Here is a 24,985-nt window from a genome sequence, read left to right on the forward strand (position 1 = left end):
ATGACCGAAAAAGAGCATTTTTTTTGGAATAAGCTCTTAGAGCTGGCCAAAGAGGAACTAACACAAGCCACTTTTGATTATTATGTCCTAGATACCAAGCTCATCAAAGTTCAAGATAACGTTGCTACAATTCTGCTTGAAGAAGTCAAAAAGCTATTCTGGGAAAAGAATATGCAATCTTTCATTTTGATGGCTGGTTTTGAAGCCTATAATAGTGAAATCAAAGTTGAGTACGTCTTTGACGAAGCACTCTTAAACGAGGCAAATTCAACTGTAACAAACAATGACTTTGGCAATAAAAAGGAACAGCAAACACCTGCTCTTCCTACATTGGACTCTGACTTAAATAGTAAGTACACCTTTGATAATTTTATTCAGGGGGATGAAAACCGTTGGTCAGTTGCTGCATCTTTAGCTGTAGCTGATTCACCAGGAGCTACGTATAACCCTCTATTTATTTATGGAGGACCTGGTCTCGGAAAAACTCACTTACTCAATGCCATTGGTAACAAGGTCTTACATGATAATCCTCAAGCACGTATCAAATACATTACTGCAGAGAATTTCATTAATGAATTTGTTGTCCATATCCGTTTAGATAAAATGGATGAACTAAAACTAAAATACCGTCATCTGGACGTTCTCTTAATTGATGATATTCAATCATTGGCTAAAAAATCAACGCAAGCCACTCAAGAGGAATTTTTCAATACTTTCAATGTCCTTCACAATAATAATAAACAAATTGTCCTGACCAGCGACCGTAATCCAGATCAATTGAACGAGATGGAAGAGCGTCTTGTCACGCGCTTTAAATGGGGGTTAACCGTCAACATCACACCACCTGACTTTGAAACGCGAGTGGCCATTCTTACTAATAAGATTATGGACTATGATTATCATTTTCCTCCTGAAACAATTGAGTATTTAGCTGGCCAATTTGATTCAAATGTCCGTGACTTAGAAGGGGCCTTAAAAGATATTAGCTTAGTTGCCAATGTTCGCCAGTTAGATACTATCACAGTTGAGGTAGCTGCTGAAGCCATTCGCGCACGTAAAATGGATAGTCCTAAGTTAACTCTTATTCCGATTGAGGATATCCAAACTGAAGTAGGAAAATTTTATAATGTCACAGTAAAAGAGATTAAGGCAACTAAACGAACACAAAATATTGTCTTGGCACGTCAGGTAGCCATGTATCTTGCGCGTGAAATGACTGATAACTCCCTTCCAAAAATTGGAAAAGAATTTGGAGGAAGAGACCACTCAACTGTCTTACATGCATACAATAAAATCAAAAATATGATTGCTCAAGATGACAGTTTACGCATTGAAATTGATACCATCAAAAACAAGATAAAATAATACTTGTGGATAACTATTAAAAATTATACAAACTTTTCCACAGGCTGTGCACAAGTTTAAAGCCTTGATAAAACTATGTTTTGTACACTTATGCACAGTGTCCACAAGACCTACTACTACTACTAAAATAATACTAATAAAATAAAGGAGCATCATGATTCAATTTGCGATTAATAAAGCTTATTTCTTACAAGCACTTCATACAACTCGCCGTGCTATTTCTTCTAAAAATGCTATCCCAATTCTATCAACGATTAAAATCGAAGTTACCAGTGACGGTATCTATTTGACAGGATCAAATGGGCAAATCTCAATTGAAAATAGTATCTCAGTTTCAGAAGAAAATGCAGGCCTCTTAATTACACAGCCAGGTAGTATCCTTTTGGAAGCAAACTTTTTCATTAATGTTGTCTCAAGCTTGCCTGATGTTACCCTTACTTTTGAAGAAATTGAACAATACCAAGTTTTACTGAAAAGTGGTAAATCAGAAATTACCTTGAAAGGGAAAGATGTTGAACAATATCCCCGTATTCAGGAAGTTGATAGCTTGACGCCATTACTCATGGACACAAAAGTGTTAAAATCTATCATTGCTGAAACTTCATTCGCAGCAAGCACCCAAGAAAGTCGTCCAATTTTAACCGGTGTTCACTTCGTTCTTTCAAATCATAAAGATCTCAAAGCTGTAGCAACTGACTCTCACCGTATGAGCCAACGCCAACTTGTTTTGGAGCATTCTGCAGATAACTTTGATGTTGTAATCCCAAGTCGCTCACTTAAAGAATTATCGGCAGTCTTTAGCGATGATATTGAAAACATAGAGGTTTTCTTCTCAGCAAATCAAATTCTATTCCGTAGTGAAACAATTTCTTTCTATACACGTCTACTTGAAGGAAATTATCCAGACACGAATCGTCTCTTGTCTGATTCATTTGAAACAGAAGTTGTTTTCGAGACAGCTAGCCTTCGTTCTGCTATGGAACGTTCATATTTGATTTCTAATGCTAGTCAAAGTGGTACCGTCAAACTCGAAATCATCAATGGCAGTGTCAGTGCCCATGTTAATTCACCAGAAGTCGGAAAGGTGAATGAGGATATTGATGTGCAAGATGTTTCTGGTAGTGATCTGGTCATTAGTTTCAACCCAACCTACCTAATAGATGCTTTGAAAGCTCTTAAGAGTGAGACTGTCCGTGTACGTTTCATTTCACCAGTGCGTCCATTTACTTTGACGCCAGCAGATGACAGTGAGAATTTTATTCAATTGATTACACCTGTAAGAACAAACTAAAATCGAAAAAGTTATCCACAGTGGATAACTTTTTTACTAGAGAGGAAGTCTATGTACCAAATTGGAAGTTTAGTTGAAATGAAAAAACCACATGCTTGTACCATCAAAGCAACAGGAAAAAAAGCTAATGAATGGGAAGTGACCCGTCTTGGAGCTGACATTAAGATTCGTTGTACGAATTGTGATCATGTGGTTATGATGAGTCGTCATGATTTCGAAAAGAAACTTAAGAAGGTTTTATAACAGACATTGGGGAGTCTATATAATGAGGTTCTTGTGTTAAGAAAATTAGTTTACTAGCAATATAAAAACTTTCTAGAGTCCCTAATTATCTTCTTTATAGCATTCTTTGCCTTGCTTTCCTTTTTATGATTCTCAAAGGGAAGTTGCCTATTTTTAACAATTTTTGTGTTATAATTAACTGAATTACTTTTTTATGGAGAAATAAATTAATGGCTTTAACAGCAGGTATCGTTGGTTTGCCAAACGTTGGTAAATCAACTCTTTTCAATGCAATTACAAAAGCGGGTGCGGAAGCTGCTAACTATCCTTTCGCGACAATTGATCCAAACGTCGGAATGGTTGAGGTACCAGATGAGCGTTTGACGAAACTGACTGAACTTATTACCCCTAAAAAGACAGTTCCAACCACATTTGAGTTCACAGATATTGCGGGTATCGTAAAAGGAGCATCAAAGGGTGAAGGTCTTGGAAATAAGTTCTTAGCGAACATTCGTGAAGTAGATGCGATTGTCCATGTGGTTCGTGCTTTCGATGATGAAAATGTTATGCGTGAACAAGGGCGTGAGGATGCCTTTGTAGATCCGATGGCTGATATTGATACAATCAACCTAGAATTGATTTTGGCTGACCTTGAATCAATTAACAAACGTTATGCGCGTGTCGAAAAAATTGCTCGTACACAAAAAGATAAAGATTCTGTGGCAGAGTTTAATATTCTTCAAAAGATTAAACCTGTTCTAGAAGATGGTAAGTCTGCACGTACGATTGATTTTACTGAGGAAGAGCAAAAAATTGTTAAGGGACTCTTCCTCTTGACAACAAAACCAGTACTTTATGTGGCTAACGTTGATGAAGACCAAGTCGCAAATCCTGATGATATTGATTATGTCAAACAAATTCGTGAGTTTGCAGCGACTGAAAATGCAGAAGTAGTTGTTATCTCGGCACGTGTTGAAGAAGAAATTTCTGAATTGGATGATGAAGACAAAGAAATGTTCTTGGAAGACCTTGGTTTGACAGAATCAGGAGTTGATAAACTGACACGCGCAGCCTATCACTTGCTTGGTCTTGGAACTTACTTTACTGCTGGTGAGAAAGAAGTACGTGCTTGGACCTTTAAACGAGGCATCAAGGCTCCACAGGCAGCTGGAATTATCCACTCTGACTTCGAGAAAGGCTTTATCCGTGCTGTAACCATGTCTTACGATGATCTTATTAAATATGGTTCTGAGAAAGCTGTTAAGGAAGCTGGTCGCCTTCGTGAAGAAGGAAAAGAATATGTTGTTCAAGATGGCGACATCATGGAATTCCGTTTCAACGTTTAGAAAATAAAAAATAGTGCACAAGGCTGAAAAGTATTTTTCAGTCCTTTTGCTGTTTATCAAAGAGGAGAAATAATGACAAAATTAGTAGTTGGCTTGGGAAATCCTGGTTCAAAATACCATGAGACACGTCACAATGTTGGTTTTATGGCCATTGACCTAATGGCTAAGGAACTAGGATTAACTTTTTCTGAAGAAAAGACCTTTAAGGCTGAAGTGGCTTCGACCTTTTTAAACGATGAAAAGGTTTATTTTGTGAAACCAACGACCTTTATGAATCTATCTGGTCTAGCTGTTAGAGCATTGCTAGCTTATTACAATATTCCCATGGAGGATTTTATCGTTATTTACGATGACTTAGATATGGAAGTTGGGAAATTGCGCTTTCGTCAAAAAGGTTCAGCAGGTGGTCATAATGGGATTAAATCTATCATTGCTGAAACTGGCACTCAAGAATTTGACCGTATAAAAATTGGTATTGGCCGCCCACAGAAAGGAATGACGGTCGTTAATCATGTCCTTGGAAAATTTAGTGAAGATGATTATGCCACAATTTTACTGACTTTAGACAAGGTAGAGACGGCCCTCAATCATTACCTTAAAACCAATGATTTCGAAGACACTATGAGGCGTTATAATGGCTAATACCCTATTAGATCTTTTTGAGAAGAATCCTCAATTGCTTGAGTGGAGTGATAAAGTAACTTTATTGAGTAGACAGTTGGTTATGGGATTTTCTGGTTCCAGCAAGGCAGTTGTCATGGCATCTGCCCTTTCTGAGCAGGTTCCTAAGATTCTAATCGTTACTTCAACACAAAATGAAGCTGAGCAACTAACAGGAGATTTGTCAGCTATCTTAGGAGAGGATAAGGTTTATTCTTTTTTTGCAGATGATGTAGTAGCTGCAGAGTTTATCTTCGCTTCTCCAGAAAAGACCCATTCTCGTCTCGAAAGTCTTAATTTTTTAATAGATAAAGAGTCAAGTGGAATCTTGGTTACGAGTTTAGTTGGTACTAAGTTACATTTGCCTAATCCTGAGGTTTATAAAGACTCTCGCATTGACTTAACACTAGGGGAGGAACATGATTTAGAGGCTCTCAGTAAGCATCTGACTCATATTGGATACCAAAGAGTAGAGCAGGTTCTCTCCCCTGGTGAGTTCAGTCGTAGGGGCGATATTTTAGATATTTATGAACTGACTGCAGAACTCCCCTACCGTTTAGAATTTTTTGGAGATGAGATTGATGGTATTCGTCAGTTTGATAGCGATAGTCAGAAATCTTTAGACAATTTAGAGCATATTATCGTATCTCCGGCAGATGATATTATCTTAACAAGAGAAGATTACCAACGTGCTGAGAAGGCCCTAGAAAGTGCGGTCTCAAAGGCAGAAGGTCCTCATAAGGCTTACCTTGAGGAGGTCCTGTCGGTTACGATTGATGGTTACCGTCATAAAGATTTACGTAAGTTTTTGTCTCTTTTTTATGATAAAGCTTACACCTTATTTGACTACCTTCCAAAGGGAACTCCTGTATTCATTGATGATTTTCAAAAGATAGTGGACCGCCATGGACGTCTTGAGTTGGAAGTGGCTAATCTTTTAACTGAGGATCTTCATCAGGGCAAGTCTCTGAGTCATCTAAATTACTTAGTGGATTCATTTAAGACTTTACGTAACTATCAGCCAGCTAGTTTCTTTTCGAATTTTCATAAGGGATTGGGAAATCTTAAATTTGATAAGTTGTATCAATTCACGCAATACCCTATGCAGGAGTTCTTTAACCAGTTTCCACTTCTAGTTGATGAAATACATCGCTATACCAAGAATAAGGCCACAGTTATTTTACAAGTGGGGTCTGAGAAGCAGCTCAAATCTTTGAAGGAAACCTTGGAAGAATATGATTTAGATTTACCCCTTAGTAGTTTTGGAGATTTGATACCTCATAAGCCTCAGTTAGTCTTAGGAAACTTATCCAATGGTTTTTACTTTGCGGATGAAAAGCTTGTTCTTGTCACTGAACGTGAGATTTTTCATAAAAAAGTAAAACGTCGTGCGCGTGCCAGTCACGTTTCCAATGCAGAGCGTCTCAAAGATTACAATGAACTTGAAAAAGGTGATTATGTTGTACACCAGACTCATGGTATCGGTCAATTTAAAGGTATTGAGACTATTGAGATTAAAGGGGTGCATCGTGACTACTTGACCATCCAATATCAGGATGCTGCAACAATTTCTCTACCTGTTGAGCAGATTGAGAGTCTCTCTAAGTATGTATCAGCGGACGGAAAAGAACCTAAAATTAATAAACTCAATGATGGGCGTTTCCAAAAGACTAAACAAAAAGTAAGCAAGCAAGTAGAGGATATTGCCGATGATCTCTTAAAACTTTATGCTGAGCGTAGTCAACTTAAAGGTTTTGCTTTTTCACCAGATGATGATAACCAAAGGGATTTCGAAGATGATTTTGCCTATGCTGAGACAGAGGATCAATTGCGTTCTATCAAGGAAATTAAGGCAGACATGGAGTCAGACAAACCCATGGATCGTCTCTTGGTAGGTGATGTTGGTTTTGGTAAGACAGAGGTAGCTATGCGTGCTGCCTTCAAGGCGGTCAATGATGGAAAGCAAGTTGCTATCCTAGTTCCTACAACAGTTCTTGCCCATCAGCACTATTTGAATTTTAAAGAACGTTTTGAAAATCATGCCGTTGAAGTAGATGAACTCAGTCGTTTTAGAAGTAAAAAAGAGCAAAATGAGACTATTGAAAATCTAGCTAAAGGGCGTATTGATATTATTATCGGTACCCACCGCCTGCTGTCCAAAGATGTTAAGTTTTCTGATTTAGGCTTGCTAGTAATTGATGAAGAACAACGTTTTGGCGTGAAGCATAAAGAGAAACTTAAGGAGTTGAAAGCTAAGGTTGATGTCCTTACCCTAACTGCGACACCTATTCCTCGTACGCTTCATATGTCTATGTTAGGTATTCGTGATTTGTCGATTATTGAGACAGCACCTACCAACCGTTATCCAGTTCAAACTTACGTTATGGAAACCAAACCTGGTCTTATTCGAGAAGCGATATTAAGAGAGATGGACCGAGGCGGCCAGATTTTTTATGTTTATAATCGTGTTGAAACCATTGATCAAAAAGTTTCTGAACTACATGAGCTGGTCCCTGAAGCAAGTATCGGATTTGTTCATGGTCAGATGAGTGAGGTTATGTTGGAGAATACCCTCTTGGATTTCTTGAATGGTGATTACGATGTTTTGGTAGCAACGACTATTATCGAGACAGGGATTGATATCTCCAACGTTAATACTCTCTTTATTGAGAATGCAGATCATATGGGCTTATCTACTCTTTATCAGTTGAGAGGTCGTGTGGGGCGTAGTAATCGAATTGCTTATGCCTATCTCATGTATCGTCCTGATAAAGTGTTGACGGAAGTCTCTGAGAAGAGATTGGATGCTATTAAGGGCTTTACAGAACTGGGATCAGGTTTCAAAATTGCCATGCGTGATTTATCAATTCGTGGTTCCGGGAACATTCTTGGTGCTTCTCAAAGTGGATTCATCGACTCAGTCGGGTTTGAAATGTACTCACAACTCTTGGAAGAGGCTATCAATAAACGTCAAGGTAAAACTCAAGTTCGACGTAAAGGAAATGCAGAGTTCAATCTTCAGATTGATGCTTACCTCCCTTCTGACTATATTTCTGACGAGCGCCAAAAAATTGAAATTTATAAGCGTATTCGAGAAATTGAGAATCAGAAAGACTATCAAGACCTTCAAGATGAGCTTATTGACCGCTTTGGAGAATATCCAGACCAAGTTGCCTATCTCATTGAGATTGGTCTGGTTAAGGCCTATTTGGATGCTGCCTTTGCAGAATTAGTCGAGCGTAAGAACGATACTATTATTGTTCGTTTCGAAAAAGCCTCTCTTAAATTCTTCTTGACTCAAGACTATTTCGAAGCTATCTCTAAAACGCATTTAAAAGCAAAAATCAGTGATAATCAGGGGAAAGTAGAGATTACTTTTGATGTTCGTAACAAGAAAGACTATGAGATTCTTGAAGAATTAAAGATTTTTGGACAGACATTTATGGAAATCAAAGAACGTAAAGAAAAAAAAGAAGCTTAAGGAAAGTTTAAGTAAGTTTCTCTATACTATAAAACATCCTAAAACTTTTCTTTTTCATAAATCTCCTGAGAGGGTCGACTAGTGTCGATCCTCTTATTTTTGTACTTGAAAAGGCTTTAGTCCCCTATTTTCTCAAAAAAATGCTATCATAGAAGAGATATCCTAACGAAAAGGAAACAGTAACATTGAGATTAGACAAATATTTAAAAGTATCACGAATTATCAAACGCCGTCCAGTTGCTAAAGAAGTAGCTGATAAAGGACGTATAAAAGTAAATGGAGTACTCGCTAAGTCATCTACAGATTTAAAAATTGGTGACCAAGTGGAAGTTCGTTTTGGAAATAAACTTCTAACTGTCCGTGTTTTAGAAATGAAAGACAGTACTAAAAAAGAAGATGCGGCAAAAATGTACGAGATTATAAGTGAAACAAGGATTGAAGCAGATGAGCAAGAAGCCTAATATTGTACAGCTTACGAACGATTACATTGATAATGCCAATCAAGAGCAACGATTAGAGCGTGCCGAACACGAACAAAGGAATCGCTTTATGGGGTGGATTCTCTTTGTGGTTGTCTTACTCTTTATCTTGCCAACCTATAATCTGGTTGAGACCTATATGAATATCAAACAGCAAGAGAAGGAAGTCTTGTCGCTTCAGAAAGACTATGATAAATTGTCGGATCAGACAAAGGAACGAAAGGATTTGGCTAAGAAACTTAAGGATGATGCTTTCGCCGAGAAATATGCGCGTGCTAAGTACTATTATTCACGTGAAGGAGAGTCAATCTATCCTGTACCAAGCTTATTACCCTAATGAAAGATTTACTAAAAACTGTAGAAACTTTTTTAACCTATTCAGAAGCCAAGTTAGAGGAACTATCAGAAAAAAATCAGCAACTTAAAACGGAATTACCGAGGAAAGAGGAGGTGAAGAAGCAAGCATGAAAAAGCTCTTAATAGCTGCAACTGTTGTGCTTGTATCTTCTAGCCCCCTGGTCCTACTTCCTATGGAGAAGGAGCTAACTCTGACCCCAAAACAGGTCCAAAAATTGACTCAAAATACTACAGCTAGCTTGACTCAATTTAAACAGATTCCTAAAAACCCAAGAACGATAACAACTATCCTAACTTATAAGAACAAGGATTTAACAGAATTTAAAACCAGTATCCAAGCGGATACCAAACTATCGATTTCTGCTATTTTTTGGAATGCTAAAGGTGAGCCTGTTTTCCAACTTCAAGATGGTGATTATGTAGCCGCTAGTCAGAAATCAATTGTAGACGACAGTATCTATAATCAAAAAACAGTAGATATGACCTTCTGGACTAAAGATGGTTTAACGGTATACAAAGAACCTTACGTTTTAGGAACTGAAAAAGCTGACTCCAAACTCGCTAGTTTTAAACCCATTAAGGTTAGCCAAGCAGCTCAGACGCATGCAGGGACCTACTATTTGGTAGACGGAGAGGGTTGGATTAATGCCTCTGATTTGTCAAGGATTGACAATCGCATCGAGGCTGTTCAAAAAGTCCTTGATGAGAAGTATAACAATCAAGAGCGCATCTCAGTTTATGTTAAACAGCTTGATACGGACCGAGTAGCTGCTATCAATGACGAAAAAAGCATGTATGCAGCTAGCGTAGCCAAGCTAGGAGTACTTTATTATGCACAGGAACGTCTGTCTCAAAAGAAATTATCATTATCAGATGAGTATCAATATACCTCTGCTGTAAATGGTTTTCCAGGTGCCTATGATCCAGATGGTTCTGGAAAGATTAGTAAGATGCCTGATGATAAGAATTATAGCTTGGAAAATCTGTTAAAGGCTGTAGCCCAAAACTCAGATAATGTAGCGACAAATATATTAGGCTATTATGTAACCAATCAGTATGACAAGGCCTTCCAAAAATCAGTAGATAAAGCCGCAGCGACTTCGTGGAATATGGATAAAAAGGAGTTGACTGCTAGAGCCGCAGGTACTTTGATGGAGGCTGTTTATAGACAAAATGGAGATATTATCAATTATCTTTCAAGTACGGACTATGATGGCGAACGTATTTCCAAAAACATTGATGTTCCCGTCGCTCATAAAATTGGTGATGCCTACGACTTTAAACATGACGTCGCTATTGTTTATGCAGATTCTCCCTTTATTCTATCGATTTTTACGGATAAAGAGGGCTATGACAAGATCACCTCAATTGCAGATGATGTTTATGGAATTTTAAAATAATGACACAAAAATTGTTGCAAATGATGCAAGCCAAGGGTTATTTTAACCAGCACAAGAAAATTTTAGTAGCAGTATCAGGTGGAGCAGACTCTATGAGTTTGCTGCACTTTTTGTATAACCATCAAAAAGATTTGGATATTCAGTTGGGGATTGCTCACGTTAACCATAAACAACGGCAAGAGTCGGAGCATGAAGAAGCGTATTTACGTCATTGGGCAAAGGAACATAAGGTCCCTTTTCACTATAGTACCTTCTCAGGAAAGTTTTCAGAAAATGCTGCCCGTACCTTTCGCTATGAGTTTTTTAAGCGGGTCATGAAAGATTATGATTACTCTGCTCTTGTAACAGCCCATCATGCAGATGATCAATCAGAGACGATTTTTATGAGACTGTTGAGAGGAAGTCGTTTAAGAAACCTGACAGGAATTTCAGCTATCAGACCATTTGGTACTGGTCAGATTATTCGTCCCTTTTTGCATCTTACGAAAGATCAGCTTCCCGTAACTTTCCATTTTGAAGATAGGAGTAATACGTCACTAGCCTATCTTCGGAATCGCATCAGATTGACCTATCTTCCTACCTTATCTCAGGAAAATCCTAAATTTAAGGAGCACCTTTGTCTTTTAGCCGAGGAGATTGGTCTTATGAGGCAAGCTTTAGGGGAGTTAACAAAGGATATTACTATCACTGATTTATCTGTTTTTCAGCAACAGTCAGCCCCTGTCCAGCTCTTTCTTCTTCAGAATTATTTAGACTCCTTTCCTGATTTACAGCTTTCTAAAGGCCAATTTAATCAATTGATAAGTTATCTAAGGAAAAATGGTTCAGGAAAGATCCCCCTAAAAAATGGTTACGAACTAGTAAAAACACAGACTTCTTTCCTAATAAGGAAAGAAGAGGCTATCTCTTTATCTCCTTCTTGTCTCTTAGAATTTGGAAAATCTGTTGAGTTTGAGGACCATACCTTGACTTTTTCAGAATTCAATGACGTTTCTAACTCAGATACTATTAGTATTTGGTCAGATTCCCCAATAGTGATTCGTCATAGAAAAGAAGGCGATAAGATTGACCTTGGTAGTCACCATAAAAAATTAAGACGACTGTTTATAGACAATAAGATTTTAGAGAAGGATCGTCAAAAAGCCATTATAGGAGAACAAGATGGTCAGATTATTTTTCTTTATGTTGCTGGGCGTCTCTATTTGAAAAAAAGACCTGAAAATGCTATACTTTATGGCACTGTAGTCATTTATAAGAATTTCTAATCAAATACCATGTTCAAATAACGATGATTGAAGTAAAAGTGGTATAATAACAGAATATTGACTTCGAGAAAGGGAACCCAAATGTTAGAAAAAGACATTAAAAAAGTCCTCTTTTCCCAAGAGGATATCGTAGCTAAAACTAAAGAACTAGGACAACAATTGACAGAGGATTATGCGGGGAAAAATCCTCTACTAGTCTGTGTTTTGAAAGGTGCTGTTCCATTTATGGCAGAACTTATCAAACATATTGATACCCATATTGAGATGGACTTTATGGTCGTTTCAAGTTATGGTGGTGGGACTGTCAGCAGTGGTGAAGTAAAGATTCTTAAAGATGTTGACACTAATGTTGAAGGACGAGACATCATCTTTATTGAAGATATCATTGATACAGGTCGTACGCTCCTTTATCTTCGAGATATGTTCAAGTACCGTAAAGCCAATTCAGTCAAAATCGCAACTCTTTTTGATAAACCAGAAGGTCGTGTTGTTGATATTGAGGCAGATTACGTATGTTACGATGTTCCTAATGAATTTATCGTTGGTTTCGGACTAGACTATGATGAAAAATACCGTAACCTCCCTTATGTCGGTGTCCTAAAAGAAGAAATTTATACAAAATAAGTAAAGGTCTAATTAATTTATGAATAATAAAAATAATAATGGCTTCTTACGGAACGCTTTTCTCTACATCATAGTTATTATTGCGGTTGTAACCGGAGTACAATACTTTGCAGGAGGAAGCCAAAGCCCAAGTCAACAATTGTCTTACACACAGTTGGTTAAGAAAATTGAAGATGGTAAGGTAAAATCTATCACTTATCAGCCAGACGGTAGTATCATTGAAGTTAAAGGTAGCTACAAAAAGGCTGAAAAGGTTGATACTGATCTTAGTCTACCATTTTTAGGTAGTGCATCATCAGAGACACGTAGCTTTACATCGACTGTGCTGCAGAATGAAACAACCATGCAGAAATTGCAGTCAGCATCAGAAGCAGCTGATGTTAATGTTAAAATGATACGTGAAAGTTCAAGTGGTGCTTGGATTTCATATCTTTTTAGTTACCTACCTTTGATTGGGATTGCTATTTTCTTCCTTTTCATGATGAATCAAGGTGGTAACCGCGGTGCAATGAATTTTGGCCGCAACCGTGCTAAGACTCAATCAAAAGAGAATATTAAAGTTCGTTTTACAGATGTGGCTGGTGCGGAAGAAGAAAAGGAAGAACTTGTAGAAGTCGTAGATTTCCTCAAAAATCCACGAAAATATAAAGCACTTGGTGCACGTATCCCTAAGGGTGTTCTCCTTGAAGGCCCTCCAGGGACAGGTAAAACTCTGCTTGCTAAAGCTGTTGCTGGTGAAGCAGATGTTCCTTTCTTTAGTATCTCAGGTTCTGATTTCGTAGAGATGTTTGTCGGTGTCGGAGCAAGTCGTGTTCGTAGTCTTTTTGAAGACGCTAAGAAGGCCGAACGTGCTATTATCTTTATTGATGAAATCGATGCGGTTGGCCGTCGTCGTGGTACTGGAATGGGCGGCGGTAACGACGAACGTGAACAAACCCTTAATCAACTGTTGATAGAAATGGATGGTTTTGATGGAAATGAGAATATCATTGTCATTGCTGCAACCAACCGTAGTGATGTTCTTGATCCAGCACTCCTACGTCCAGGACGTTTTGACCGTAAAGTTCTTGTTGGTCGCCCAGATGTAAAAGGCCGAGAAGCTATCTTGAAAGTCCATGCCAAGAATAAACCATTGGCTGAAGATGTTGACCTTAAAGTTGTTGCTCAACAAACTCCAGGTTTTGTTGGAGCTGACTTAGAGAATGTCTTAAATGAAGCAGCCCTAGTTGCTGCACGACGTAGTAAGACTAGAATTGATGCTAGTGACATCGACGAAGCAGAGGATCGTGTTATTGCTGGACCATCTAAGAAAGACCGCCAAGTTTCAGAACACGAACGTAAAGTTGTGGCTTACCATGAAGCAGGTCATACAATTGTTGGTTTAACACTTTCTAGCGCTCGTGATGTTCACAAAGTTACTATTGTTCCACGAGGTCGCGCAGGTGGTTATATGATTTCTCTACCAAAAGAGGATCAGATGTTGTCATCTAAAGATGAGCTAAAAGAACAATTGGCAGGACTTATGGGTGGACGTGTTGCAGAAGAAATTATTTTCAACGTTCAAACATCAGGTGCTTCAAATGACTTTGAGCAAGCAACACAGTTAGCACGTGCAATGGTTACTGAATATGGTATGAGCGAAAAACTTGGACCAGTCCAATATGAAGGTAGTCATGCAATGAATCCAGGACAATTTACGACAGACAAGTCTTACTCAGCTCATACAGCTCAACTTATTGACGAAGAAATTCGATCACTTTTAGTTGAGGCACATGACAAAGCAGCTGAAATTATCAATGCAAACCGAGAAACACATGCTCTCATTGCAGAAGCTTTGCTTAAGTATGAAACACTTGATGCTGCACAAATCAAGTCAATTTATGAGACTGGTAAGATGCCGGAGGATTCTCTTGGAGATTCAGAAGAAGATAACCATGCCCTATCTTACGACGAAGTCAAAGAAAGAATTGAAAATAAAAATAAAGATGAAGAAGAGTAAGGAGTTTTACTCTTCTTTTTTTAGATAAATCGAGAGAAGAAATACTATTAAAAAGTATTATAAAAAAAGAAAATTAAAATCAAAATAAATTATTGACAAGACAAGCTAGAGATGATATTATAAATAAGCTGTTTCGCGAGAGACAGCGGACACGAGAAGTGAAAAAACTTCAAAAAAAGTGTTGACAAGACATTCTAGATTTGCTAGAATACAGAAGTTGTCTTAAGAGAGACAAAGACCTTTGAGAACTGAATAAGAAACCAAGTGCAGGGTTATAGAAGAAATTATAACCTGTCAATTTACAAGAATAAATCGTCAGACGACGGTAATGAGTTAACGCTCGAACAATTATTAAATTTTTTAATGAGAGTTTGATCCTGGCTCAGGACGAACGCTGGCGGCGTGCCTAATACATGCAAGTAGAACGCTGAAGAGAGGAGCTTGCTCTTCTTGGATGAGTTGCGAACGGGTGAGTAACGCGTAGGTAACCTGCCTTGTAGCGGGGGATAACTATTGGAAACGATAGCTAATACCGCATAACAATGGATGACCCATGTCATTTATTTGAAAGGGGCAAATGCTCCACTACAAGATGGACCTGCGTTGTATTAGCTAGTAGGTGAGGTAACGGCTCACCTAGGCGACGATACATAGCCGACCTGAGAGGGTGATCGGCCACACTGGGACTGAGACACGGCCCAGACTCCTACGGGAGGCAGCAGTAGGGAATCTTCGGCAATGGGGGCAACCCTGACCGAGCAACGCCGCGTGAGTGAAGAAGGTTTTCGGATCGTAAAGCTCTGTTGTAAGTCAAGAACGAGTGTGAGAGTGGAAAGTTCACACTGTGACGGTAGCTTACCAGAAAGGGACGGCTAACTACGTGCCAGCAGCCGCGGTAATACGTAGGTCCCGAGCGTTGTCCGGATTTATTGGGCGTAAAGCGAGCGCAGGCGGTTTGATAAGTCTGAAGTTAAAGGCTGTGGCTCAACCATAGTTCGCTTTGGAAACTGTCAAACTTGAGTGCAGAAGGGGAGAGTGGAATTCCATGTGTAGCGGTGAAATGCGTAGATATATGGAGGAACACCGGTGGCGAAAGCGGCTCTCTGGTCTGTAACTGACGCTGAGGCTCGAAAGCGTGGGGAGCGAACAGGATTAGATACCCTGGTAGTCCACGCCGTAAACGATGAGTGCTAGGTGTTGGATCCTTTCCGGGATTCAGTGCCGCAGCTAACGCATTAAGCACTCCGCCTGGGGAGTACGACCGCAAGGTTGAAACTCAAAGGAATTGACGGGGGCCCGCACAAGCGGTGGAGCATGTGGTTTAATTCGAAGCAACGCGAAGAACCTTACCAGGTCTTGACATCCCGATGCTATTTCTAGAGATAGAAAGTTACTTCGGTACATCGGTGACAGGTGGTGCATGGTTGTCGTCAGCTCGTGTCGTGAGATGTTGGGTTAAGTCCCGCAACGAGCGCAACCCCTATTGTTAGTTGCCATCATTCAGTTGGGCACTCTAGCGAGACTGCCGGTAATAAACCGGAGGAAGGTGGGGATGACGTCAAATCATCATGCCCCTTATGACCTGGGCTACACACGTGCTACAATGGTTGGTACAACGAGTTGCGAGTCGGTGACGGCAAGCTAATCTCTTAAAGCCAATCTCAGTTCGGATTGTAGGCTGCAACTCGCCTACATGAAGTCGGAATCGCTAGTAATCGCGGATCAGCACGCCGCGGTGAATACGTTCCCGGGCCTTGTACACACCGCCCGTCACACCACGAGAGTTTGTAACACCCGAAGTCGGTGAGGTAACCTTTTGGAGCCAGCCGCCTAAGGTGGGATAGATGATTGGGGTGAAGTCGTAACAAGGTAGCCGTATCGGAAGGTGCGGCTGGATCACCTCCTTTCTAAGGAAAAACGGAATGTACTTGAGTTTCTTATTTAGTTTTGAGAGGTCTTGTGGGGCCTTAGCTCAGCTGGGAGAGCGCCTGCTTTGCACGCAGGAGGTCAGCGGTTCGATCCCGCTAGGCTCCATTGAATCGCAAGATTCAAGTATTGTCCATTGAAAATTGAATATCTATATCAAATTCCATATGTAATTAATTACATATAGATAGTAACAAGAAAATAAACCGAAACGCTGTGAATATTTAATGAGTTAGGTCGAAAGACCAAAATAAGGTTAAGTTAATAAGGGCGCACGGTGGATGCCTTGGCACTAGAAGCCGATGAAGGACGTGACTAACGACGAAATGCTTTGGGGAGCTGTAAGTGAGCAATGATCCAGAGATGTCCGAATGGGGGAACCCGGCAGGTTATGCCTGTCACTCATTACTGTTAAGGTAATGTAGAGGAAGACGCAGTGAACTGAAACATCTAAGTAGCTGCAGGAAGAGAAAGCAAAAGCGATTGCCTTAGTAGCGGCGAGCGAAACGGCAAGAGGGCAAACCGAAGAGTTTACTCTTCGGGGTTGTAGGACTGCAACGTGGACTTAAAGATTATAGAAGAACTACCTGGGAAGGTAGGCCAAAGAGAGTAATAGCCTCGTATTCGAAATAGTCTTTATACCTAGCAGTATCCTGAGTACGGCGAGACACGAGAAATCTCGTCGGAATCTGGGAGGACCATCTCCCAACCCTAAATACTCTCTAGTGACCGATAGTGAACCAGTACCGTGAGGGAAAGGTGAAAAGCACCCCGGGAGGGGAGTGAAATAGAACCTGAAACCGTGTGCCTACAACAAGTTCGAGCCCGTTAATGGGTGAGAGCGTGCCTTTTGTAGAATGAACCGGCGAGTTACGATATGATGCGAGGTTAAGTTGAAGAGACGGAGCCGTAGGGAAACCGAGTCTTAATAGGGCGTATTAGTATCATGTCGTAGACCCGAAACCATGTGACCTACCCATGAGCAGGTTGAAGGTGAGGTAAAACTCACTGGAGGACCGAACCAGGGCACGTTGAAAAGTGCTTGGATGACTTGTGGGTAGCGGAGAAATTCCAAACGAACTTGGAGATAGCTGGTTCTCTCCGAAATAGCTTTAGGGCTAGCGTCGATGTTAAGTCTCTTGGAGGTAGAGCACTGTTTGGGTGAGGGGTCCATCCCGGATTACCAATCTCAGATAAACTCCGAATGCCAACGAGATATAATCGGCAGTCAGACTGCGAGTGCTAAGATCCGTAGTCGAAAGGGAAACAGCCCAGACCACCAGCTAAGGTCCCAAAATATATGTTAAGTGGAAAAGGATGTGGGGTTGCACAGACAACTAGGATGTTAGCTTAGAAGCAGCTATTCATTCAAAGAGTGCGTAATAGCTCACTAGTCGAGTGACCCTGCGCCGAAAATGTACCGGGGCTAAAACATATTACCGAAGCTGTGGATACCTTTATAGGTATGGTAGGAGAGCGTTCTATGTGCGAAGAAGGTGTACCGTGAGGAGTGCTGGAGCGCATAGAAGTGAGAATGCCGGTATGAGTAGCGAAAGACAGGTGAGAATCCTGTCCACCGTAAGACTAAGGTTTCCAGGGGAAGGCTCGTCCGCCCTGGGTTAGTCGGGACCTAAGGAGAGACCGAAAGGTGTATCCGATGGACAACAGGTTGATATTCCTGTACTAGAGTATATAGTGATGGAGGGACGCAGTAGGCTAACTAAACCAGACGATTGGAAGTGTCTGGCCAAGCAGTGAGGTGTGATATGAGTCAAATGCTTATATCTATAACATTGAGCTGTGATGGGGAGCGAAGTTTAGTAGCGAAGTTAGTGATGTCACACTGCCGAGAAAAGCTTCTAGCGTTAATTATACTCTACCCGTACCGCAAACCGACACAGGTAGTCGAGGCGAGTAGCCTCAGGTGAGCGAGAGAACTCTCGTTAAGGAACTCGGCAAAATGGCCCCGTAACTTCGGGAGAAGGGGCGCTGACTTATGGTCAGCCGCAGTGAATAGGCCCAAGCAACTGTTTATCAAAAACACAGCTCTCTGCTAAATCGTAAGATGATGTATAGGGGGTGACGCCTGCCCGGTGCTGGAAGGTTAAGAGGAGTGCTTAGCAATAGCGAAGGTATGAATTGAAGCCCCAGTAAACGGCGGCCGTAACTATAACGGTCCTAAGGTAGCGAAATTCCTTGTCGGGTAAGTTCCGACCCGCACGAAAGGCGTAATGATTTGGGCACTGTCTCAACGAGAGACTCGGTGAAATTTTAGTACCTGTGAAGATGCAGGTTACCCGCGACAGGACGGAAAGACCCCATGGAGCTTTACTGCAGTTTGATATTGAGTATCTGTACCACATGTACAGGATAGGTAGGAGCCTATGACCTCGGGACGCCAGTTTCGAGTGAGGCGTTGTTGGGATACTACCCTTGTGTTATGGCTACTCTAACCCAGATAGGTTATCCCTATCGGAGACAGTGTCTGACGGGCAGTTTGACTGGGGCGGTCGCCTCCTAAAAGGTAACGGAGGCGCCCAAAGGTTCCCTCAGAATGGTTGGAAATCATTCGCAGAGTGTAAAGGTATAAGGGAGCTTGACTGCGAGAGTTACAACTCGAGCAGGGACGAAAGTCGGGCTTAGTGATCCGGTGGTTCCGCATGGAAGGGCCATCGCTCAACGGATAAAAGCTACCCTGGGGATAACAGGCTTATCTCCCCCAAGAGTTCACATCGACGGGGAGGTTTGGCACCTCGATGTCGGCTCGTCGCATCCTGGGGCTGTAGTCGGTCCCAAGGGTTGGGCTGTTCGCCCATTAAAGCGGCACGCGAGCTGGGTTCAGAACGTCGTGAGACAGTTCGGTCCCTATCCGTCGCGGGCGTAGGAAATTTGAGAGGATCTGCTCCTAGTACGAGAGGACCAGAGTGGACTTACCGCTGGTGTACCAGTTGTTCTGCCAAGAGCATCGCTGGGTAGCTATGTAGGGAAGGGATAAACGCTGAAAGCATCTAAGTGTGAAGCCCACCTCAAGATGAGATTTCCCATGATTTTATATCAGTAAGAGCCCTGAGAGATGATCAGGTTGATAGGTTAGAAGTGGAAGTGTGGTGACACATGTAGCGGACTAATACTAATAGCTCGAGGACTTATCCAAAGAAAGTAACTGAGACATATTGACAACGATTTGGTTTCTTGATACAGTATAGATATTCAATTTTGAGTTGAGAATACTCAGAGTTAAGTGACGATAGCCTAGGAGATACACCTGTTCCCATGCCGAACACAGAAGTTAAGCCCTAGTACGCCTGATGTAGTTGGGGGTTGCCCCCTGTTAGATACGGTAGTCGCTTAGCGCAAAGGGAGTTTAGCTCAGCTGGGAGAGCATCTGCCTTACAAGCAGAGGGTCAGCGGTTCGATCCCGTTAACTCCCATAGGTCCCGTGGTGTAGCGGTTATCACGTCGCCCTGTCACGGCGAAGATCGCGGGTTCGATTCCCGTCGGGACCGTTCAAATAGAAATATTTGAGACTCGTTAGCTCAGTTGGTAGAGCAATTGACTTTTAATCAATGGGTCACTGGTTCGAGCCCAGTACGGGTCATATATGCGGGTGTGGCGGAATTGGCAGACGCACCAGATTTAGGATCTGGCGCTTAACGGCGTGGGGGTTCAAGTCCCTTCACCCGCATTAGAAAAGTTAGCCGGCTTAGCTCAGTTGGTAGAGCATCTGATTTGTAATCAGAGGGTCGCGTGTTCAAGTCATGTAGCCGGCATAAAATGCGAACGTAGTTCAGTGGTAGAACACCACCTTGCCAAGGTGGGGGTCGCGGGTTCGAATCCCGTCGTTCGCTTGAGGAGCCGGGGTGGCGGAACTGGCAGACGCACAGGACTTAAAATCCTGCGAAAGGAAACTTTCGTACCGGTTCGATCCCGGTCCTCGGCATAATATAATAATGAGCACCCTTAGCTCAACTGGATAGAGTACCTGACTACGAATCAGGCGGTTAGAGGTTCGACTCCTCTAGGGTGCATTTTATCGGGAAGTAGCTCAGCTTGGTAGAGCACTTGGTTTGGGACCAAGGGGTCGCAGGTTCGAATCCTGTCTTCCCGATTTATGGCGGTGTAGCTCAGCTGGCTAGAGCGTCCGGTTCATACCCGGGAGGTCGGGGGTTCGATCCCCTTCGCCGCTATATATATGGATTTCTTGGACCTTTAGCTCAACTGGTTAGAGCACTCGGCTCATAACCGAGCGGTCGTAGGTTCGAGTCCTACAAGGTCCATATATTAATTATAATATTTGGAGGATTACCCAAGTCCGGCTGAAGGGAACGGTCTTGAAAACCGTCAGGCGTGTAAAAGCGTGCGTGGGTTCGAATCCCACATCCTCCTTATAATTAAAGCGGGATGGAGCAGCTAGGTAGCTCGTCGGGCTCATAACCCGAAGGTCGTAGGTTCAAATCCTGCTCCCGCAATATGGCTCGGTAGCTCAGTTGGTAGAGCAATGGATTGAAGCTCCATGTGTCGGCGGTTCGATTCCGTCTCGCGCCATTTTGTTAAGCGGGTGTAGTTTAGTGGTAAAACTACAGCCTTCCAAGCTGTTGTCGCGAGTTCGATTCTCGTCACCCGCTTTATTTGGATATTATAGCCAAGCATTTGCTTGGGCGCGTAGCTCAGATGGTTAGAGCGCACGCCTGATAAGCGTGAGGTCGGTGGTTCGATTCCACTCGTGCCCATATTGGAGAATTACTCAAGAGGCTGAAGAGGACGGTTTGCTAAATCGTTAGGTCGGGTAACTGGCGCGGGGGTTCGAATCCCCCATTCTCCGTAGTATTATGACGAATTATCTTTTAGATAATTCGTTTTCTTTTTTTGAGGTGACAAAATGAAAAATAGTTTTTATCGATTTCTTCTTTATGGGTTTATTGTTATTCTATTTTTTGTAATGCTTTTTTCTTTTGTCTTTACTAATAAAAAATTAACGAAGGAAATCTCGTCTAATGTTTCGGGTTTTGTTACCAAAGTAGACTCAGTGATTTCAGTTCCATTTACTGCTTTATCAAAATCTCATAATGTTATTTCTGATCTCTTATCAACTTATAATGAGAATCGAGATTTAAAAAAATCTTTATCAAATTTAGAAAATCAATCATCTATTATTTCTAACTTGCAAGAAGAGAATGATTCTTTAAGAGCTTCGCTTAATCTTTCGGACAAGCTAAGTCGTGATAATGTTCTCACTGCTGAAGTTTCCATGCGACCTTCTGTGACTTGGTTAAAAGAGTTAACGATTAATGTCGGTAAGTCTAAGAATGTTAGTAAGTCCATGCTAGCAACTTCTAATGGTGGAGTAATCGGTTTTGTAACTAAGGTATACGATGATACTACAACTATTTCTTTACTGTCTAGTAGTTCTAGTGATAGCTACCTTGCTTCTAGCGTCAAATCAGAGGATGATAACCAGATTTTCGGGATTATCTCTCGTTATGATAATAAAAAGAAGCTGCTAGAGATGACACAACTTAATTCATCTTCTAACGTTAAGGTTGGCACTGAAGTGGTTACAAGTGGTCTTGATGATGTATCGGTAAAGGATGTTCCAATTGGTACTGTAGACTCTGTGAGTGATTATGAAGGTAATCGTACGATTTTGGTAAAACCTTATGCTGATTTTGATAAAATTTCTTATGTTACTTTAGTTGGAGATGGTAAATAATATGAAATTATCCAAGTATTCTATTATTCCTTTCTTACTGAGTATTGTTCCTTTTCTATGGGATGGTCATATTTCGATGATACTTAATCATTATTTATCTCCTGAATTTTTTCTATCATCTCATCTTTTTATTATTTATATTTTCATCTTAACTCTTGATTTTCCAAATAAGTATTCCTATCTTTACCTTGTTTATTTTGGATTTCTTTATGATACCTATTATTTCAAAACAGTTGGTATAGTAATTCTAACTTTGCCACTGTTATGCTATCTGTTAACTCAGCTAGGTCGAATTGTTAAGAGAAATACCTATGTTGATTTTTTGTTAATGTTTTTATTCCTCTTTCTATTTGATACTATAAATTTTGGCTTTGCCTTATTTTATGGTTTCTCCAATGAGTCTGTGACGAATTTTATTATTTATCAACTAAGTCCTAGTATAGTGTTTAATCTTTTGATCTTTATCTTTATTAAACCTATTCTTGAAAAATTATTTTTGTATCTGTCAGTTGATAGATTTAAATAGAACTGTAATATTGGCGTAACAAAATTTGCGCCATTTTTTGATACAATTAAAAGGTCTTATCGAAAAGGAGTAGTATTTTATATTATGAAAAAACGTATTCTTTCAGCAGTGTTGGTAAGTGGTGTAACCTTATCAGCAGCTGCATCAGTACATGCAGAGGATTATGATTCGCAAATCGCTGCTGCAGATAACGCAATTAGTAACCTTGCTTCTCAACAAGAGACTGCACAAGCGCAAGTTGCTACAATCCAATCTCAAGTATCTACACTTAGAACACAAAAATCAGAATTGGAAACTAAAAATGCTGAACTTGAAAAAGTATCAGCAGATTTGGAATCTGAAATTCAAGAATTATCAAGTAAAATTGTAGCTCGTCAAGATTCTTTGGCGAAACAAGCTCGTAGTGCTCAACAAAATAATACTGCGACTAGCTACATCAACTCTATCTTGAACTCTAAGTCAATCTCTGAAGCTATTACTCGTATCACAGCTATTTCAAAAGTTGTTACAGCTAATAATGACATGTTGACAAAACAAGAGTCTGATCAAAAAGAGCTTGCTGCAAAACAAGAACAAAACCAAGCTGCTATTAATGAGATTGCAACTAATAAAGCAGAACTTGAAACTACAGAAGCTGGTTTGACAACTCAACAAGCAGAACTAGAAGCAGCACAAGTTGCTTTGGCTACAGAATTGGCTACAGCTCAAGATGAAAAAACATCACTTGTTTCTGCTAAATCAACTGCAGAATCAGTGGCAGCTTCAACTGCAGCATCAGTTGCTCAATCTCAAGCAATTGCAGAATCAGAGGCAGCCGCACAAGCAGTAGCTTCTTCAGAAGCGGCAGCATTTGTAGCTCAATCAGAGGCGGCAGCAACTTCAGAAGCTACTGTTTCAGAAACAGCAACATCTGAAGCAGCACAAGAACCTGTTTCATCAGAAACTTCAGAAACTACTCAAGCGCCTGCGCCTGCTGCTCCAGCAACATCTGAAGCACAGCCAGAAACAGCTGCTCCAGCTGCTTCGGAAGCACCAGCTCCTGCTAGCGAAGCACCGGCAGCAACTTCAGAGGCACCAGTAAGTCAAGCGCCTGCAGCTTCAGAAGCACCAGCACCAGCAGCTGAAACACCTAAAGTATCAACTGCCTCAACTCCTAATACATATCCTGTTGGTCAATGTACTTGGGGTGCTAAATCATTAGCTTCATGGGTCGGTAATTACTGGGGTAATGCTAAAAACTGGATTGCTAGCGCACAAGCAGCTGGCCACTCAGTCGGGACAACTCCTGTAGCCGGAGCAATTGCGGTTTGGCCAAATGATGGTGGGGGTTATGGTCACGTAGCTTACGTAACATCAGCATCAGGTGCAAATTCAATTCAAGTTATGGAAGCAAACTATGCTGGTAACATGTCAATCGGTAACTACCGTGGTACATTTGATCCAACATCTTCAGCTCATGGTGGTTCTGTATACTATATTTACCCATAATGACTACAAGAAGGCGATTCGAATTTTCTCGAATCGTTTTTATTGTGACTTTAAGTCCGTTTCGCTCCGAAGGTGCGAAACAAATAAACCACCCGCTATGCGGGTGCGCATCGAAGGTTATACCGTCATAACAAAAACACTCCAAACGAGTTACAATATAGGTGTTCAAGCCAATTGTAAAGCGAAAGGAGTTAAAACTATGGCGCAAAAAGCTCACAGTTTATCACATACAAAATGGATGTGTAAGTACCACATTGTATTTACACCTAAGTATAGACGAAAAATAATCTATAATCAATATAGGAGTAGTCTTGGAGAGATTTTTCATAGACTATGCCAATATAAAGGCGTTGAAATAATAGAAGGCCACTTAATGCCAGATCATGTTCACATGCTAGTAAGTATACCACCACGAATGAGTGTAGCTAGTTTTATGGGATATTTAAAAGGTAAAAGTGCCTTAATGATGTTTGATAAACACGCCAATTTAAAATATAAATTTGGGAACAGACATTTTTGGGCAGAAGTATATTATGTAAGTACGGTAGGACTAAATGAAGCCACAATTAAGAAATATATCCAGGAACAAGAGAAGCATGATATCGCTTTGGACAAATTAAGCGTTAAAGAATATGAAAATCCCTTTAGGGATAACGGTAAGTAATGCGAATGCCTCTTTGAGAGGCTTGTGACGAGTCAAAAGCAATAAGGCTTGAACAAAGTGAAAGCCAGCGTCTTTAGGCGCTGGCTGGTATTATGGGCTTATAGCCCTTGATCAAACCACCCGTTAGACGGGTGGTTATGATTTTATAGCAAAATGTCTTTACTTTCTGGAATTACTTTTAG

The 24,985-nt window shown here is 40.9% G+C and carries 17 protein-coding genes, 18 tRNA genes and 3 rRNA genes; all 38 read left to right on the plus strand.

The window, feature by feature from the left end; genetic code table 11:
* The 38 genes from dnaA (at window position 1) to tnpA (ending at window position 24,803) form a co-directional block, all read left to right on the plus strand.
* A complete protein-coding gene (gene dnaA / locus NST80_RS00005; protein WP_037611169.1) occupies window positions 1–1,365 on the plus strand; it encodes a chromosomal replication initiator protein DnaA in 1,365 nt (454 codons plus the stop codon).
* A gap of 154 nt (window positions 1,366–1,519) precedes the next feature.
* Window positions 1,520–2,656, plus strand: coding sequence for a DNA polymerase III subunit beta (gene dnaN, locus NST80_RS00010; RefSeq protein ID WP_002886270.1), 1,137 nt, complete (start codon window positions 1,520–1,522; stop codon window positions 2,654–2,656).
* Window positions 2,657–2,707: 51 nt separating this feature from the next.
* On the plus strand, window positions 2,708–2,899 hold the full coding sequence (locus NST80_RS00015) for a DUF951 domain-containing protein (RefSeq protein ID WP_002886272.1): 192 nt from the start codon (window positions 2,708–2,710) through the stop codon (window positions 2,897–2,899).
* A gap of 209 nt (window positions 2,900–3,108) precedes the next feature.
* Complete coding sequence (ychF, locus tag NST80_RS00020; protein WP_002883967.1) at window positions 3,109–4,224, plus strand: redox-regulated ATPase YchF; 1,116 nt, start codon at window positions 3,109–3,111, stop codon at window positions 4,222–4,224.
* Between the two features lie 72 nt (window positions 4,225–4,296).
* The gene (gene pth, locus NST80_RS00025) at window positions 4,297–4,866 is read left to right on the plus strand and encodes an aminoacyl-tRNA hydrolase (RefSeq protein WP_002886273.1); all 570 of its coding nucleotides are present in this window, start codon (window positions 4,297–4,299) and stop codon (window positions 4,864–4,866) included.
* Window positions 4,859–8,365: a transcription-repair coupling factor gene (gene mfd / locus NST80_RS00030; protein ID WP_118172455.1), complete on the plus strand. Its 3,507-nt coding sequence runs from the start codon at window positions 4,859–4,861 to the stop codon at window positions 8,363–8,365. Before pth ends, mfd begins: the two co-directional genes overlap by 8 nt.
* Before the next feature lie 185 nt (window positions 8,366–8,550).
* The gene (locus NST80_RS00035) at window positions 8,551–8,826 is read left to right on the plus strand and encodes an RNA-binding S4 domain-containing protein (RefSeq protein ID WP_002883975.1); all 276 of its coding nucleotides are present in this window, start codon (window positions 8,551–8,553) and stop codon (window positions 8,824–8,826) included.
* A complete protein-coding gene (locus tag NST80_RS00040; RefSeq protein ID WP_002886276.1) occupies window positions 8,810–9,181 on the plus strand; it encodes a septum formation initiator family protein in 372 nt (123 codons plus the stop codon). The genes NST80_RS00035 and NST80_RS00040 overlap by 17 nt, the downstream gene beginning before the upstream one ends.
* Window positions 9,181–9,312: an SP_0009 family protein gene (locus NST80_RS00045; protein WP_002883955.1), complete on the plus strand. Its 132-nt coding sequence runs from the start codon at window positions 9,181–9,183 to the stop codon at window positions 9,310–9,312. Before NST80_RS00040 ends, NST80_RS00045 begins: the two co-directional genes overlap by 1 nt.
* On the plus strand, window positions 9,309–10,601 hold the full coding sequence (locus NST80_RS00050; RefSeq protein WP_118172453.1) for a serine hydrolase: 1,293 nt from the start codon (window positions 9,309–9,311) through the stop codon (window positions 10,599–10,601). Before NST80_RS00045 ends, NST80_RS00050 begins: the two co-directional genes overlap by 4 nt.
* Window positions 10,601–11,866, plus strand: coding sequence for a tRNA lysidine(34) synthetase TilS (gene tilS / locus NST80_RS00055; protein ID WP_183138037.1), 1,266 nt, complete (start codon window positions 10,601–10,603; stop codon window positions 11,864–11,866). The genes NST80_RS00050 and tilS overlap by 1 nt, the downstream gene beginning before the upstream one ends.
* An 81-nt stretch (window positions 11,867–11,947) precedes the next feature.
* A complete protein-coding gene (gene hpt / locus NST80_RS00060) occupies window positions 11,948–12,490 on the plus strand; it encodes a hypoxanthine phosphoribosyltransferase (RefSeq protein WP_002883962.1) in 543 nt (180 codons plus the stop codon).
* Between the two features lie 19 nt (window positions 12,491–12,509).
* Window positions 12,510–14,489: an ATP-dependent zinc metalloprotease FtsH gene (ftsH, locus tag NST80_RS00065; RefSeq protein ID WP_118058111.1), complete on the plus strand. Its 1,980-nt coding sequence runs from the start codon at window positions 12,510–12,512 to the stop codon at window positions 14,487–14,489.
* 359 nt (window positions 14,490–14,848) lie between these two features.
* A 16S ribosomal RNA gene (locus NST80_RS00070) occupies window positions 14,849–16,396 on the plus strand.
* 54 nt (window positions 16,397–16,450) lie between these two features.
* Window positions 16,451–16,523, plus strand: a tRNA-Ala gene (locus NST80_RS00075).
* Between the two features lie 146 nt (window positions 16,524–16,669).
* Window positions 16,670–19,569: ribosomal RNA gene (locus NST80_RS00080) — 23S ribosomal RNA — on the plus strand.
* 83 nt (window positions 19,570–19,652) lie between these two features.
* Window positions 19,653–19,768, plus strand: a 5S ribosomal RNA gene (gene rrf / locus NST80_RS00085).
* The 16S, 23S and 5S rRNA genes sit together here with 18 tRNA genes alongside, the layout of an rRNA operon.
* Before the next feature lie 5 nt (window positions 19,769–19,773).
* Window positions 19,774–19,846 (plus strand) — tRNA-Val (locus tag NST80_RS00090).
* Window positions 19,847–19,848: 2 nt separating this feature from the next.
* A tRNA-Asp gene (locus NST80_RS00095) sits at window positions 19,849–19,921 on the plus strand.
* Window positions 19,922–19,940: 19 nt separating this feature from the next.
* Window positions 19,941–20,013: transfer RNA gene (locus NST80_RS00100), tRNA-Lys, on the plus strand.
* Window positions 20,014–20,018: 5 nt separating this feature from the next.
* A tRNA-Leu gene (locus tag NST80_RS00105) sits at window positions 20,019–20,100 on the plus strand.
* Between the two features lie 12 nt (window positions 20,101–20,112).
* Window positions 20,113–20,185, plus strand: a tRNA-Thr gene (locus NST80_RS00110).
* A gap of 6 nt (window positions 20,186–20,191) precedes the next feature.
* A tRNA-Gly gene (locus tag NST80_RS00115) sits at window positions 20,192–20,263 on the plus strand.
* A 6-nt stretch (window positions 20,264–20,269) separates the two neighbouring features.
* Window positions 20,270–20,355, plus strand: a tRNA-Leu gene (locus tag NST80_RS00120).
* A 14-nt stretch (window positions 20,356–20,369) separates the two neighbouring features.
* A tRNA-Arg gene (locus NST80_RS00125) sits at window positions 20,370–20,443 on the plus strand.
* 6 nt (window positions 20,444–20,449) lie between these two features.
* Window positions 20,450–20,523 (plus strand) — tRNA-Pro (locus NST80_RS00130).
* Window positions 20,524–20,528: 5 nt separating this feature from the next.
* Window positions 20,529–20,602, plus strand: a tRNA-Met gene (locus tag NST80_RS00135).
* A 16-nt stretch (window positions 20,603–20,618) separates the two neighbouring features.
* Window positions 20,619–20,692: transfer RNA gene (locus NST80_RS00140), tRNA-Ile, on the plus strand.
* Between the two features lie 19 nt (window positions 20,693–20,711).
* Window positions 20,712–20,801: transfer RNA gene (locus NST80_RS00145), tRNA-Ser, on the plus strand.
* Between the two features lie 9 nt (window positions 20,802–20,810).
* A tRNA-Met gene (locus NST80_RS00150) sits at window positions 20,811–20,884 on the plus strand.
* 3 nt (window positions 20,885–20,887) lie between these two features.
* Window positions 20,888–20,960, plus strand: a tRNA-Phe gene (locus tag NST80_RS00155).
* A gap of 9 nt (window positions 20,961–20,969) precedes the next feature.
* Window positions 20,970–21,040: transfer RNA gene (locus tag NST80_RS00160), tRNA-Gly, on the plus strand.
* 31 nt (window positions 21,041–21,071) lie between these two features.
* A tRNA-Ile gene (locus NST80_RS00165) sits at window positions 21,072–21,145 on the plus strand.
* 4 nt (window positions 21,146–21,149) lie between these two features.
* Window positions 21,150–21,237: transfer RNA gene (locus NST80_RS00170), tRNA-Ser, on the plus strand.
* 57 nt (window positions 21,238–21,294) lie between these two features.
* Window positions 21,295–22,125, plus strand: coding sequence for a rod shape-determining protein MreC (mreC, locus tag NST80_RS00175; protein WP_002886281.1), 831 nt, complete (start codon window positions 21,295–21,297; stop codon window positions 22,123–22,125).
* Between the two features lies 1 nt (window position 22,126).
* On the plus strand, window positions 22,127–22,651 hold the full coding sequence (mreD, locus tag NST80_RS00180) for a rod shape-determining protein MreD (protein ID WP_002886282.1): 525 nt from the start codon (window positions 22,127–22,129) through the stop codon (window positions 22,649–22,651).
* Between the two features lie 84 nt (window positions 22,652–22,735).
* Window positions 22,736–24,139, plus strand: a complete 1,404-nt coding sequence (locus tag NST80_RS00185; protein ID WP_342504612.1) for a CHAP domain-containing protein — start codon at window positions 22,736–22,738, stop codon at window positions 24,137–24,139.
* A gap of 199 nt (window positions 24,140–24,338) precedes the next feature.
* Complete coding sequence (gene tnpA / locus NST80_RS00190; RefSeq protein WP_002886285.1) at window positions 24,339–24,803, plus strand: IS200/IS605 family transposase; 465 nt, start codon at window positions 24,339–24,341, stop codon at window positions 24,801–24,803.
* Window positions 24,804–24,985 lie beyond the last annotated feature (182 nt).

It is taken from the genome of Streptococcus sp. FSL K6-1323 (assembly GCF_038630745.1).
Taxonomy (GTDB): domain Bacteria; phylum Bacillota; class Bacilli; order Lactobacillales; family Streptococcaceae; genus Streptococcus; species Streptococcus salivarius_D.